Raw genomic sequence first — 14221 nt, 5'->3', positions numbered from 1 at the left:
TTGAGTCTAGTGGTTGCGGGGAGTTCCTCGACCCGTCACTCCCCCACGAACGGGCCGACTCGCTTGACGCGCACCGCGGGCTCGCCCTCCAACTCCGACTCAGCCAGGTCGACGATGCCCTCGATTGCCCAGTCGCGGTCACCCGCGGGGTCGAGCAGCACCTGGCGAAAGCTCCAGCTGCCGTCAGCCTCGCTCTCCCGGTCGAGCTCGAGCAGCCCGGCGGCGCGGGCATCTGCGGTGATCAGCATGTCGTCGTACTCCGTGAAGTAGCCGGCGAGCGCGTCTCGCCACTTCTGCTCACCGAAGCCGTGCGCGCCGTCAAGCTCCGCCAGCACCCCGTACTGTTCGAGGGCCGCGGCCTGCACCCGGCGGAACAATGCGTTGCGCAGCATCACCATAAAGGCGCGTTCGTTGCGCAGCACCGAACGCGTCGGCGGCGCGATCGACTCGCCCCGCTCGGCGGCCTGAGCGACCCGCGCCGCGTGCTCGGCCGCGGCCTCTGGGTTGGCGAGCTCTTCCCATTCGTCGACGAGACTCGAATCCACCTGGCGCACGAGCTCGCCGAGCCAGTCGATGAGTTCCTCAAGCTCGGGGGTCTTCGCCTGCTCGGGAATGGTGCGCTCGAGCGCACGGAATGCATCGCTGAGGTAGCGCAGCACGCCGCCCTCAGCACGACCCAGCTGGTAGAAGGAGACGATGTCGCGAAACCCGAAGGCACGCTCGATCATGTCGCGCACGACGGTCTTGGGCTTGAGCTCGTAATCGCGCGCCCAGGGCACCTCCTTCGTGTACTCATGAAACGCCTCGTCAAGCAGCTCTTTAAGGGGCTGCGGGTAGGTAATCTCCTCGAGCAGCTCCATGCGCTCCTCGTACTCGATACCCTCGGCCTTCATCGCCCCGATCGCCTCGCCCCGGGCCTTGTGTTCCTGGGCGCGCAGGATCGCGCGCGGGTTCTCGAGCGTCGCCTCAATAATGGAGATGACGTCGAGCGCGTAGGTACTCGACTCAGGGTCGAGCAGCTCGATGGCGGCGAGCGCGAACGGCGACAGCGGCTGGTTCAACGCAAAGTTTGCCTGCAGGTCGACCGTCAGCCGCAAGAGCTTCTGCCCGCGGTCGTCAATGTGAATCTCAACGATGTTGCCGTTGCGCAACGTGCGGAAGATCTCGATGGCGGTGCGGGCGTGCGCGAACTGGTTCGCCTTCGGCTCGTGGCTGTCGAAGATCAGCATCTGCATCGTATTGAGGGCCTCGCCCTCCCACTCCTCACCGCGTCCGATCACGCCGAGCACCATCGAGTGGGTGACGCGCATGCGGCTGACTAGCGGCTCGGGTTCTGAGGCGACCAACTTGTCGAGCGTCTGCGCGCTCCACGCGACGAAGCCCTGGGGCGCCGACTTCTTGCGCACCGGCTTCGCCTTCTTGCCGCCCTTTGCGGTTGCCGCTTTGGCTGCCGCCTTCGCCTCGGCCTTCGCGTTCTCAATCTCGTGCTCGGGGGCGAGCGCGATCACGTCGCCCTCGGTGTCGAAGCCGGCGCGGCCCGCACGGCCCGCGATCTGGTGAAATTCACGGGCGCTCAGGCGACGCATCTTCTCGCCATCGAATTTCGTGAGCGCGGTGATCACCACGGTCCGGATCGGCACGTTGATGCCGACGCCCAGGGTGTCCGTGCCACAAATCACCTTGAGCAGTCCGCGCTGGGCGAGCTGCTCGACGAGGCGGCGGTAGCGCGGCAGCATACCGGCGTGGTGCACGCCGATGCCCGAGCGCACGAGGCGAGACAAAGTGGTGCCGAAGCCTGTCGAGAAGCGGAAGTCACCGAGCGCCTCAGCAATCTCGTCACGGCCCGCGCGGTCAACAATCTTGATGCTCGCAAGTGCCTGAGCCTGCTCAACCGCGTGCGACTGGTTGAAGTGCACGAGGTAGGCGGGAGTCTGGCGGTCCGCCACGAGCTCCTCGACGACCTCGTGGGCCGGGGACACCGCATAGCTGAAGTGCAGAGGCACCGGGCGTTCCACGCCTGTGACGAGCGCGGTGTCGCGGCCCGTCGCGTCGCTCAGGTCGGCCGCGAGATCGGTGACGTCACCGAGGGTCGCCGACATGAGCAGAAACTGCGCGTCGTGCATCAGCAGCAGCGGCACCTGCCAGGCCCAGCCGCGTTCGGAGTCGGCGTAGTAGTGAAACTCGTCCATAATGACCTGCGTGATGCCGCCGGTCTCGGGGTTGTCGACGTTCTTGTCTCGAATCGCGAGATTCGCGAGGATCTCGGCGGTGCAGCACAGCACCGGCGCGTCGGCGTTGATCGCAGAGTCCCCCGTGACCATGCCGACGTTCTCGGCTCCAAATACGTTGACCAGTTCAAAAAACTTTTCGCTCACGAGCGCCTTGATGGGTGCGGTGTACACCGTGCGGCGCCCCTCGGTCAGCGCCGCAAAGTGGGCGCCGAGCGCCACGAGCGATTTGCCCGTGCCTGTGGGGGTCGCCAGCACGACGTTGCTGCCGAGCGTCATGCCGAGGATGGCCTCCTCCTGCGCGGGGTAGAGCTGCAGCCCGCGCTCTTCCGACACCCACTCCTCGAACGCGGCAAACGCGTCATCAGGGCTCACACCATCGCTCCCCGCGGCACGCGCATCTGCCCGCAGTTTTTCGACCGTCGTCGCAAGGCTCATCGTTTCTCGTTCCTGTCACGCTCGGCCAACCCTGCTCTAAGGGTAGCGACCGGCGGGGGCGCGCGGCTCACCTCCTGCGCGCCGGGTAGTGTTTTGACTCATATGAGTTCCTTTTCACTGCAGCGCGTACCCGCCAGCGTGCTCGCGATCGCCGCCATTTTTAGCGTGCAATTTGGCAACGCCGTGGTCGGCGGCATGTTCGAGTCGGTGGGACCGCTCGGAGCAGCGACCGCCCGGCTCTCATTTGCCGCCCTCATCTTGCTCGCACTCGTGCGGCCGCGGGTGCGCGGCTGGTCTCGGCGCACCTGGCTCACTGTCACCGCGCTGGGCCTTGCGCTGGCTGGCATGAACACCTGCATCTACCTCGCCTTTGACGAGATTCCGCTCGGCATCGCGGTGACCATCGAGCTCCTCGGTCCGCTCGCGGTCGCGGCCTTCGGCTCGCGCCGCCTGCTCGATCTCGGCTGGGTCGCGCTCGCGCTCGCCGGAGTGCTACTCCTCGGAGTGGCTCCCGGGTCAGATCTCGCACTTCGCGGCGTGCTGTTCGCCGCGGCCGCCGCCGCATTCTGGGCGCTGTACATTGTGAGCTCGTCGAGGCTCGGATCCGGCACCCGCGGCATCGACCCGCTCGCGGTCGCGATGTGCATCGCGGCCGTTGCCGGGCTGCCGCTGGGAGCCGCGCAGGCGACCGCGGCCTTCGTCGAGCGCCCCGAGCTCGTGCTCGTCTTCATCGGGGCAGCATTGCTTACGTCGGTGATTCCGTACGCCCTCGAGTTCGTTGCGCTGCGGCGCATGCCCGTGCGCGTGTTTGGGGTGCTGTCGAGCCTCGGGCCCGCCGTCGCGGCCCTCGCCGGCTTCGTCGTGCTCGCGCAGCACCTGTCTGCGGTTCAGGTCGCGGCGATCGCGCTCGTGGTCGCGGCCTGCGCCGGCGTCGTCGCCTTCGCGCGACGCCGGTAGTGTTCCTCGGTTCCCACGCCGATCGCGGCGTCACCCCCATAAACTAGAACCTCCTAACGCCGACCCGAAAGTGACGTGGCCGCCATGGAATACGGACTCCTGCTCGTGATCGGTGTCGTCGTGCTGGTCGGCACTTCCATCCTCGGCAGCCGCATTGGCATTGCAGCGCCGCTGCTGCTCGTGGTCGTGGGCATCGTCGCGGGCTATCTCCCGTTCGTGCCGCTCGTGGAGGTCACTCCCGAGCTGATCCTGCTCGGGGTCCTTCCCCCGCTGCTGTATGCGGCGGCGGTCAACGTGCCGCTTATTGATTTTCGTCGCAACCTCAAGCCCGTCGTGGGCCTGTCGGTGGTGCTCGTAATTATTTCGGCGGTCGTCGTGGGCGTTGTGCTGCACATGATCGTGCCCGATATTCCGCTACCCGCCGCCATTGCTTTGGGAGCGGTCGTGAGTCCCACCGATGCCGTGGCCGCAACCTCAATCGGCAAGCGGCTCGGCATGCCCGACCGGGTCGTCGCGATCCTCGAGGGCGAAAGCCTCGTCAACGACGCTACCTCGCTCGTGCTCCTCAAGACCGCCATCGCCGCGGTGGCAGGCAGCTTTCTGTTTTGGGAGGCCGCCGGATCGTTCGCGTACTCGGTCACCGTCGCGCTGATCGTCGGTGGCTTGATGGGCGTCGTCACAGTGTGGATCCGGTCGAAGCTCAACAACCCTGTCTACGACACGATGGTGTCGTTCGTCGTGCCCTTCGTCGCCTTCATTCCCGCCGAGGAGCTCGGTGCCTCGGGAGTGCTCGCGGTCGTCGTCACCGGCCTCTACACCGGCCACCACGCCGCGCGCAGGTTTAACGCCACGGCCCGCATGAACGAGCGCCTCAATTGGCGCACGGTGCAGTTCGTGCTCGAGAACGGCGTCTTTCTACTCATGGGGTTGCAGCTCCACGGCCTCGTCGAGCAGGTACACGACAGCAATTTTGTGCTCGCCCACGTCCCCTTCATCGCGCTCGCGGTGGTCGGGGTGCTCATCGTATGCCGTGCGCTCTTTATGGTGCCGCTGATTTGGTCGATGCGAGGTACGGTGCGGTCCTATCAGCGCCGCAAGCGCAGCTTCACGCGCGCGGTTGATCGATCTTCGACCGTGCCCAGTGCGCGCAAGCAGCGTCGCCGCGACCTCCTCGAACAGCGCATGCACGCGGACATCGCTCACGAACGCGATCAGCAGCTCGGGTGGCGTGAGGGCGCGGTACTCAGCTGGAGCGGCATGCGCGGTGTGGTTACCCTCGCCGCGGCGCAATCGATTCCGATCACGATTCCGTACCGCCCGCAGCTCATCATGGTCGCGTTCGCGGTCGCAGTACTCACGCTGCTGCTGCACGGGCTGACACTGCCCGCGCTGATTCACCGGCTCTGGCCTCGCGGCGCCGGTGCTGGGGCCAGCGCAGCCGAGCTCGCGGCGCTCAGCGGCGATCTAATCGAAGCAGCCAACGGCGCGATCGACGATGCGCTCGCGAATGAAACGCCGGATCGCGATGTCTCCGATCGGGTAGCCGAGCGGGCGCGTGCCAGCGCCAAGAACGCCCTCGCCCCCATCGCATTCGCGCTGCCCGAGACCGACGCGCTCGCGCTCGCGCCCCACCTTGAGTCGCCGGCCCATGCCTATCTCAAGCTCGCGCGCACCGCGCTGGAGGCGCAGCGAGCGGCCCTCCTAGAGGAGCGGGCCATCGGGCGCTACAGCTCGCATGCGCTGCGCGCGGCGGAGCTCGCACTGGACGCGCACGAGGCGCGGCTGGCTCCACCTCCGGGCCACTAGACCGTTCAGCAGTGCTGCCGTTGCTTCGCTAAGCCGCGCTCACCGGGTTCTGGTGGTGGCTGAATACGATGCTCGTGCGCGTCGAAGACACCGCCGGATGTGCCGACAAGTGCTCCGTCACAAAATCACGCACGTGGTCGGAGTCACGCGCGGCCAGGTGAATGATGAAGTCCTCGACACCGCCGAGGAAGAACAGCTGAGTCACCTCGGGCAGCGCCTTGAGCTGGTCGCTCATCTCAGTAATGAGCTGCCGTGCACCCGAGCGCACGGTTACGCTGATGAGCACCTGCAAGTCGAGGCCGATCATGCGTGGGTCGACCGTCGCGGTGAATCCCGTGATGACCCGGCGGCTCACGAGGCTGCGCACCCGCGCAATGCAGGTCGAGGCAGCCACGCCGACGCGCTCAGCGAGCTCGGCATTCGTAATGCGACCGTTGGCCTGCAGTTCAGCGAGGATCTTGCGGTCTACGTCGTCAAGCTCGACTTCGTGCCGCAGAATCTTCATTCCATCCGCCATGTGTGTGACCTCTCCGGGGTTCAATTTTCCATCAGACAACGAATTCCGAAGAGAATTCACCATTTCGCTACCGATATCGAATATACTGCACTATAAGCTGGCGCCACGGCCATGAACGACGCTACCACGCAACGTTCACCACGCAGTGCGAGCTAATAAGACCCAATCCAATCGCTGAATTCTTTGGAGCACATCATGCGCGTCGGTATTCCCACCGAAATCAAGAACAATGAGAACCGCGTCGCCATCACGGAGGCCGGCGTATTCGAGCTGACCCGTCGTGGCCACGAGGTCCTGGTACAGGCTGGCGCCGGCCTCGGCTCGGCTATCACCGATGCTGAGTACGCCGCTGCAGGCGCAAAGGTCATTGAGGGCGCGGACCAGATCTGGGCCGAGTCGGACATGATCCTGAAGGTCAAGGAGCCCATCGCTTCGGAGTACGCGAAGATGCGCAAGGGCCAGGTGCTCTTCACCTACCTGCACCTCGCTGCTGACCGCACCCTGACCGACGCAGTGCTCGCTTCGGGCACCACCGCGATCGCGTACGAGACCGTTCAGCTCCCCAGCCGCGGCCTCCCCCTCCTCGCCCCCATGTCCGAGGTCGCTGGTCGCCTCTCGGTTCAGGTTGGCGCTTACTCGCTGATGAAGGCAAACGGCGGTCGTGGCATTCTCCTCGGTGGCGTTACCGCTACCCGTCGCGGCAAGGTCGTCGTCATCGGCGGCGGCGCAGCAGGCGAGCAGGCTGCACGCATCGCGTTCGGCATGGGCGCTGAGGTTACGGTCATCGACATCGCTGTGCCCCGCCTCAAGCAGCTTGAGGACGAGTTCAACGGTCGTATCCAGACCCGCACCTCGAACGCACACAACATCACCGAGGCTCTCAAGGAAGCCGATCTCGTGATCGGCTCGGTCCTGATCCCCGGTAAGAAGGCACCCAAGCTCGTCACCGACGAGATGGTTTCTCAGATGAAGGTTGGCTCGGTTCTCGTCGACATCGCGATCGACCAGGGCGGCTGCTTCGAGAACTCACGCCCCACCACGCACGACGATCCCACCTACCAGGTGCACAACTCGATCTACTACTGCGTGGCGAACATGCCCGGTGCGGTCCCCGAGACCTCAACCGCTGCACTCACCAACTCGACGCTCCCCTACGTGGTTGCGCTCGCAGACAAGGGCTGGGTCAAGGCACTGAACGACGACGCGTCGCTCGCTAAGGGCCTCAACGCACACGACGGCGTGGTCACCTACAAGGGTGTCGCCGACGCATTCGACGGCGTTCCGTTCTCGTCGGTTGAGGACGTGCTCGCAGCACAGGCATAATTTGCCAGAGTACGCTTAGGTCTTATGGATCTTAAGTTCTCATTCGGAGGGGCGTCACCTGACCATCACGGTCACGGTGACGCCCCTTCGGGCTTTTCACTGCCCCTCACCCCCGCTACCAACGCGAGCGATTTGTTGGTCGTCATCACACGCGACTCTGAAGGGGTGCGCGGTGAGGTACGCACGGGTGCTGGTGTCGTCTATACGAGCTCAGACGTCGCCTGCGCTGACGACGAGGCGCTGCCCCGCGCCACGCGCTCGGCGGTTGCGCGCTCGGTCGCGGCGCTCGAGGGGCCCCTCGCCGAACAGGTCTCGGCCATCGTGCTCGAGCTCGGTGAGCATGCCCCCGCGGTGATCACGGCACTGGATCTCGACGCCGAAGCGCCCGCGGTGACCGAGGCGCTCAAGACCCGCGTTGGCGTCGCGGTGGGCGTTCCGATCCGGGTCTCCTAGCTCTTTTTGGGCCCGCTCCCCCTCGCGGCTCGCGGCCAGATTTACAGGCGCGGTGCCATTCGCTTATGTATGTTCATTGGCGAATGACACCGCGCTTTTTCTGTCGGCCCGGTGGGCCTAGCATGGGGTGGTGTCACTCAGCCTGCGCAAACTCCTCCAGAACCCGTCGCTCCGCCTGCGTCTCGTCGTTGGGGCGGAGGACGGCGCCCCCGACGATCAGGCATTCGACCGCGAGTTCGAATGGCTCCACGCCACCGACATCATCGATCCCACCCCGTTCCTCGGCCCGGCCGAGGTAATCCTGACGCTGGGGTGGCAGTTTCCGGTCGTCAACCCCGCAGACGCTGTCGTCGAAATTGCGCGGGTCTCCCCTGACCGCCTCGAGCGCATCTACGACGACTATGCGGCTCTCGTTGCGGCGCACGGTGTCATCGGCATCGGTTTTGGCAGTGACATGGTGCACCGCGGTGTGCCCGTCGAGTTGGCGCGCGCCTGCCTGCGGCACGGGCTCATCCTCTTTGAAGTTCCCTACGAGATCTCCTTCATGGACCTGCTGCAGGAGGCAGCTCGGGTGCTCCAGCGCGATCAGACCGAACGATACGGCAGGTCGCTGCGGGCGCAGAAGGCCATCGCCAATGCCGCGACCCGGCGCGACGGCCTCAATGCGACGCTGAATGAAACGGCGCGTCAGCTCGGCTGCGGCGTCGCACTGTACGACCCTGTCGGCCGCCCGGTCACCGTCATCGCCTCACCCGACGGTCGACGGGTGGCGGAGACCGAGCTCACTGAGATCGTGCGCGGCGCCCTTGCGGGTGGCCAACGATTCAGGTCGGTGCAGGTGTCCGTCGAAACGGAGGCGGTGCTGCAGCTCCTCGGTGAGTCAGACAACCCGAGCGGCATGCTCGTGCTCACGCTCAGCAAGGCGTTTGACGACGTGTCACGCAACGTGCTCTCGAGCGTGCTCGCCCTCGTGAGCGTCTCGCTCGAACAAAACCAGGCGCTCGAACGCGTGCACACGACCCTCCGGGACGCGCTCCTGCAACTCGTGCTTTCCGGAAACGTGGCCGTCACCTCGCACATTGCGTCGAGTGTGTGGCGGCCTCTCCCCTCCCCGCCGCTCGTGACAATCATCGGGATCCCCCAGCATTTCGATGCCGCACGGGTGATGCCCGCCCTCGAATCAATGCAGGCTCAGGAGGACTTGCCGTTCTTCTTCGCCCAGTACCACGGGGACGCCGCGATTCTGTGCAACGAGCGCGACGCCTCCCAAATCATCGAGCAGCTGCGCCCGTTCGAGCTCGCGCTCGGGCAGTCCCGGTGCGACCGCTGGGAGGGTCTTGAACTCGCCCTCGAGGAGGCGAAAAAGGCCGCCGAGTTTGGGCTGCGTCGCCAGGAGACCACGGTGGTCTCATTCCTCGATGTGTGGCGCGAGGGCATCTCCGACCTCATCGACTCCTCGGATGCCGTGCACGTCGCGCGGCGTCTGCTTGGCCCCCTCAAGAACTACGACGCCGAAAACGACGGGCAGCTCACGCACACGCTTCGCGTCTGGCTGCAACACCATGGCAGGCCCCTGCCGTCCTCACGCGAACTGGATGTCCATCGCCACACGCTCACCCACCGGCTTCAGCAGATCTCGCAGCTCACCGGGCGCGACCTCGACGACTTTCAGGTCAGGGCCGAGTTTGCCCTGGCGTTCCGCTACTCCCTAGATTTACAAAACGTCTAAATTGAGGCGAACAAGTGGACACTTCGCTCACTTTTCATTGATCCACATTCCGACGAAACGTTTATTTGCCCGCCACTCTGTGCCCGATTGGCCAATGCGCCACGCCGGGGCAACAGAGCACACTGGTGAGCGGTCCACACTTCATGTCGTGTGCAAAGGAGCTCAACCATGACAAAACTCAAGAGGAGCCTTGGCTTTGGAGCCGCATACGCGGCCTCCACCGGCCTCGTCGTTTCCGGCACCGCCATGGTGTCACTCGGCAACGGCTTTGGAACCGGTGGCCTCGCATTCGCGATCCCAGCGTTCATCGGTCTCATCATCATCACCATGGTCGCCATCTCATACGGAGAGCTCGCGGCGATGATGCCCGGTGGCGGCATGGTCGGCGAGTACACGATGCCCGCCCTCGGTCGCCTGATGGCAATTATCGCCGTGCTCGGCGGCTACCTGGTGTTGGTCTCCGCTGACGGCGGCACGCAGCTGCTCGTGGCGGGCGACTCGTTCGAGTCGCTGACCGGGTTCCCGGCACCGCTGTTCTCGTTCATCCTGCTCGGGGTACTGCTCACGCTCAACATCTCAGGCGTCGACATTTTTGCCCGGTTCCAGATCCCCGTGGTCTTTGGCATGATGAGCATTCTCGCCATCATGGGCCTCGCTGGCGTCTTCGGCTTCGCCACCGGCGAGCGCGTCGACAACCCGCTCCTCGCCACCGACTGGAGCACTCTCGCCTCGATGGGTGCCGTGGCCATTTGGCTCTACATTGGCATGGAGTTCGTGGCTCCCCTCGCGGAAGAAATCAAGAAGCCCTGGAAGATTATTCCGATGGCCATGATCATCGGCGTCTGCACTATCTTCCTCGTCGACGTGCTCTTCGGCTGGGGCGCTACCCGCTACGCCGATCTCGCCGAGATGGCCGCGTCCTCGATCCCGCATGTCGTCGGCGCCACCGCGATCTTCGGCGCGACCGGCGGCCTCATCATGACGGTCGTCACGATTCTCGCCTCGTTCTCCACCGGCAACTCGTACCTCGCGGCCATCCCCCGCATGCTCTACGGCCTCTCGAACGAGGGACTCCTGCCGAAGTGGCTCTCGAAGGTCAGCCGCCGCAGCCGTGTGCCGTGGGCGGGCATGCTCGTCACGGCCGGTTGCATGGCTTCGGTTCTGCTCTACTCGACCTTCGCCCAGGGCGGCATCGACATGATCCTGAACCTGATCAGTATTGCCTGCACCACCTGGCTCCTCAGCTACATCATTGCCCAGGTCGACGTCGTTGTGCTGCGTCGCCGCTACCCGGCTGCCCGCCGTCCGTTCAAGACGCCGCTCTACCCGATTCCGCAGATCTTCGGTATTGCTTCATGTGTCTACCTCATCGTGTTCATCGTGCCGGAGATGTCTCAGCGCCTCGTGATCTGGGGCAGCGCAGGCATCGTCATCGCCGCCATCGCGATCTTCGCGATCATCTGGCTCAAGCTCAATCGCCTGCCGCTGTTCACCCCGACCGACCTCGTTGACACGCAAGCGAACATCGTGATCCGGTCGGAAGATCTCGGGGATGACCAGGCTGAAGGCGGAGATGACGGTCTCGACGGCCGATTCCATTCGGAGGAGCTCGAGGGGTCGAACAAGTGACCCGCGCAATCTCAAGGACGGGTTCCTTCGGCGGCGCACCCCTCACGCCCAAACCGAAACGCTCGCGCCGCGATCCCCTCGCTCGAGAGGGTGTCATCGTCAACCGTGCACGCGCCGCCCTCAAGTTCACGGCACAGCAGTTTGGTACGGTGATCGATTCGGACCAGACGAGCGTCACCGTGCGCACCGAGGATGGGCTGCGCCTCACACTCAGCTACGACGGGGGAAACTACATCTTCTCCCGGGTGTACAACCTTCGGATCTCTACGACGTTGCCGGCCGACAGCCTGGTGCCGACCGACCTCGAGGTCACGCACCGGGGCAAGGCCGGAATCCGATTCGCGCGCAAGTCGGCGGCCACGGGTGCCTCCGGGTCGCTTGCAGAAGCAACCTCACCCGCGGTGAACGAGCTCAACCAACGCGTGCAGCCTCTGCTGCGGAGTATCGACATCGTGAGCGGCCGGGTAACTGGCCCGAAGCACAAGCGCGAGATCAGCCTCGTGCCCATGGGTGGCTCGTTCGTGTGGGTGCTCATTCCCCCGGTGTTCAAGGCCACAGCATTCCCCTCGGGTGAGCCCGGCCGCATCATCGAGCTGCTGAAAGCGCTGCACGACTGGTGCCCGAGCGGCGCAGCAGCCGCGTAACTCCCCCAACGACTCTGTAAGGAAACTCAATGATCAACGTCAAAGCCGCAGTCTTCATCGGCCCCAACCAGCCCCTCGAGGTGCGAGAGCTTCAGATCCCGGCCGCTCCCGGCCCCAACGAGGTGCTCGTCAAGCTGGCAGCATCGGGCGTCTGCCACTCGGATCTGCACGCCCTCGATGGTGATTGGGAGACCCCCGCACCGCTCGTGCTCGGGCACGAGGGCGCTGGTGTCGTGATCGCTGTCGGTTCCGAGGTCACCGAACTCGAGGTCGACGACCACGTGATCCTGTCGTGGACGCCTTCGTGCCAGAAGTGCGAATTCTGTGTCTCAGGTAACCCGGTGCTGTGCCAGCTCGCCAACGACACTGCCTACCAGCACGTCTTCTTCGACGGGAAGACCCGCCTGAGCGACGGCGACGAGGACGTCAAAAGCTTCCTCGCTGTTGGCTCATTCGGCGACCACGCGATGGTTCCCGCTTCTGCCGCCATCAGGATTCGCAAGGACGCCCCGCTCGCACAAGCAGCCCTCGTCGGCTGTGCCGTGACCACGGGCATCGGCGCCGTCGTCAATACTGCCAAGGTCGAGCCCGGTTCCACCGTGCTCGTCGTGGGCTGCGGCGGTGTGGGCCTCAATGTGGTCCAGGGCGCACGCCTGGCCGGCGCGAAGCAGATCATCGTGGCAGACGTCAGCGCTGAGAAGCTTGAGCTCGGGCTCAAATTTGGTGCGACCCACACCATCAACAGCCGCGAGGTCGACCTGGTGGAGACGGTGCGTGAGCTCACCGGGGGCCGCGGCGTCGACTACGCGTTCGAGGCGATCGGCCTTCCGTTCACGATCGAGGCCTGCTATGAGGCGATCCGCCGTGGCGGTACTGCCGTCGTGGTTGGCCAGGTAGCCGACGGAGTGAAGATCTCGATCGACCCGTTCGTGATGAGCGATCAGGAGAAGAAGCTGATCGGCTCGAACTACGGCTCCAGCCGGCAGTCGATCGATTTTCCCCGCATCATCGACCTCTACATGGAGGGTCGCGTCGACCTCGACTCGATGGTCACTGACCGTATCAAGCTCGACGACGTGAACGAGGCGTTCGCCGAGATGCGTCAGGGCCGCGGTATCCGCAGCGTCATCGAGTACGCAAACTCGCGCCCAGGCGAGTAAAAACGCGCCGAGTGTTCCGCTTATGAGCCAGTCATAGGCGGAACACTCCGCGCATTCTCTGGTGCGGGGCTACGCCTGGAAGCGCAGGATTCGTTCGAGTGCCTCGGCCACGGCCTTTTCCCCCGCTGCGTATGACAGCCGCACCGCGCGGTGCCCGGCGACCGGGTCGAAGTCGACGCCCGGCACGACCGCCACGTCTGCGCCCTCAAGCAGCGCCTTCGCGTAGCCGACCGAGTCGCCGTACTTTGCGAGCTGCGTTTCGCCAAGCTCAGAGTAGAAGTAGAACGCACCGTCTGAGGGTGCGGCATCGCCCCAGTTCAGGCTCGGGGCGGCCTCCAGGATCAGCGCGCGAGCCTTCGCAAAGTCCTCGACGACCGCGTTGCGCTTCGCGTAGGTCTCGGGGGTGAACGCGGTGAGCGCGAGCTCCTGTGCGGGTGCCGGCGGCGACAGCGCGAAGTTAGATGCGAGCGCTTCAAACGCTGCGACCAGTGATTCGGGCAGGATCGCCCAGCCCAGCCGCCATCCGGTCATGCCCCAATACTTCGAGAATGAGTTGATTACGATTGCCTCGCTCGAAAGCTCGCGGGCACTGACGCCGCGCGGATCCGGAGCCCCGGGCTCGGGGAACGTGATGCCGTGGTAGATCTCGTCACTGATGAGCCGGGTGTCGTTGGCGTCGCTCCAGTCGACGAGCGCCTGCAGCTCGGCGCGCGTGAGCATGGTGCCGGTGGGGTTGGCGGGCGAGGCGACGATGAGGCCCGCAAGCGGGCCGCCGTCGGCGACCACGGCGTCGAGCAGCTCGGGCGTGGGCTGGTAACGAGTCTCGGGGCCCGTGGGGATCTCAACGACCTCGACGCCGAGGGCCGCGAGAATGTTGCGGTAGGCGGGGTAGCCGGGGCTCGCGAGGGCGACGCGATCGCCCGGGTCGAACACGGTGAGAAACACGAGCTGGAAGGCGCCCGACGAGCCCGTGGTCACCGCGACGGTGCCCGGATCGACGTCGACGCTGTGCCAGTGGCGGTAGTGCCCCGCGATCGCCTCGCGCAGCGGCCTCGTGCCGAGCGGGCCAGTGTATCCGGCAGGCTTCAGCGTGCCAGGGGCGGGCATCGCGTCGGGCTCGCCCGCGCAGAGCGATACAACGTGGTGTCCGGCCGCGCGACGCCGCGCGATCTCCTCAGTGATACGCATGACCTCGAACGCGGGAATCTGCGAGCGCCGCGATGGCGGGGTGGATGCGGAACCTCCGTTATTCATCATGACTCCACCGTAGCGCCTGGGGCGACGGGGCTACGTCTCCAGGCAAGACCATCTCATGCGCCGAACCTATCCAGAGAAGC

At 65.2% G+C, this 14221-nt stretch carries 11 protein-coding genes; 8 read left to right on the top strand and 3 right to left on the bottom strand.

The genetic code is table 11. The features are described 5' to 3' along the window. Positions 1-35: 35 nt before the first annotated feature. Entirely contained in the window at positions 36-2666 is a 2631-nt protein-coding gene (locus tag C795_RS0109860; protein WP_017793594.1) for a DEAD/DEAH box helicase, read from the bottom strand. 102 nt (positions 2667-2768) lie between these two features. Here C795_RS0109860 and C795_RS0109855 point away from each other — a divergent pair, with 102 nt between their 5' ends. Beyond that, complete coding sequence (locus C795_RS0109855) at positions 2769-3623, top strand: EamA family transporter (protein WP_017793593.1); 855 nt, start codon at positions 2769-2771, stop codon at positions 3621-3623. Between the two features lie 84 nt (positions 3624-3707). Next, complete coding sequence (locus C795_RS0109850) at positions 3708-5429, top strand: cation:proton antiporter (protein ID WP_026139589.1); 1722 nt, start codon at positions 3708-3710, stop codon at positions 5427-5429. Positions 5430-5457: 28 nt separating this feature from the next. Here C795_RS0109850 and C795_RS0109845 read toward each other — a convergent pair whose 3' ends face one another. Further along, the gene (locus tag C795_RS0109845) at positions 5458-5946 is read right to left on the bottom strand and encodes an Lrp/AsnC family transcriptional regulator (protein ID WP_017793589.1); all 489 of its coding nucleotides are present in this window, start codon (positions 5944-5946) and stop codon (positions 5458-5460) included. 195 nt (positions 5947-6141) lie between these two features. On the opposite strand from C795_RS0109845, the gene ald reads away from it, so the two are divergent. The 6 genes from ald to C795_RS0109815 all read left to right on the top strand — a co-directional run bounded on the left by ald (position 6142) and on the right by C795_RS0109815 (position 12884). Then, positions 6142-7269 (top strand): alanine dehydrogenase, encoded by a 1128-nt coding sequence (gene ald / locus C795_RS0109840; protein ID WP_017793588.1) that lies wholly within the window; start codon positions 6142-6144, stop codon positions 7267-7269. Between the two features lie 24 nt (positions 7270-7293). Continuing rightward, a complete protein-coding gene (locus C795_RS0109835) occupies positions 7294-7722 on the top strand; it encodes a hypothetical protein (RefSeq protein WP_017793587.1) in 429 nt (142 codons plus the stop codon). Positions 7723-7852: 130 nt separating this feature from the next. Further along, a complete protein-coding gene (locus tag C795_RS0109830; protein ID WP_033349510.1) occupies positions 7853-9451 on the top strand; it encodes a helix-turn-helix domain-containing protein in 1599 nt (532 codons plus the stop codon). Between the two features lie 168 nt (positions 9452-9619). After that, positions 9620-11080: an APC family permease gene (locus C795_RS0109825; protein ID WP_017793585.1), complete on the top strand. Its 1461-nt coding sequence runs from the start codon at positions 9620-9622 to the stop codon at positions 11078-11080. Then, the gene (locus C795_RS0109820; protein WP_017793584.1) at positions 11077-11724 is read left to right on the top strand and encodes a hypothetical protein; all 648 of its coding nucleotides are present in this window, start codon (positions 11077-11079) and stop codon (positions 11722-11724) included. The genes C795_RS0109825 and C795_RS0109820 overlap by 4 nt, the downstream gene beginning before the upstream one ends. Before the next feature lie 29 nt (positions 11725-11753). Continuing rightward, a complete protein-coding gene (locus tag C795_RS0109815) occupies positions 11754-12884 on the top strand; it encodes a Zn-dependent alcohol dehydrogenase (protein WP_017793583.1) in 1131 nt (376 codons plus the stop codon). Between the two features lie 69 nt (positions 12885-12953). On the opposite strand, the gene C795_RS0109810 is transcribed toward C795_RS0109815, so the two are convergent. Next, positions 12954-14141 (bottom strand): pyridoxal phosphate-dependent aminotransferase, encoded by a 1188-nt coding sequence (locus C795_RS0109810; protein ID WP_017793582.1) that lies wholly within the window; start codon positions 14139-14141, stop codon positions 12954-12956. Positions 14142-14221 lie beyond the last annotated feature (80 nt).

Source organism: Leucobacter salsicius M1-8, from assembly GCF_000350525.1.
Lineage (GTDB): Bacteria > Actinomycetota > Actinomycetes > Actinomycetales > Microbacteriaceae > Leucobacter > Leucobacter salsicius.
This window is presented reverse-complemented; position numbering and strand designations above follow the sequence as displayed.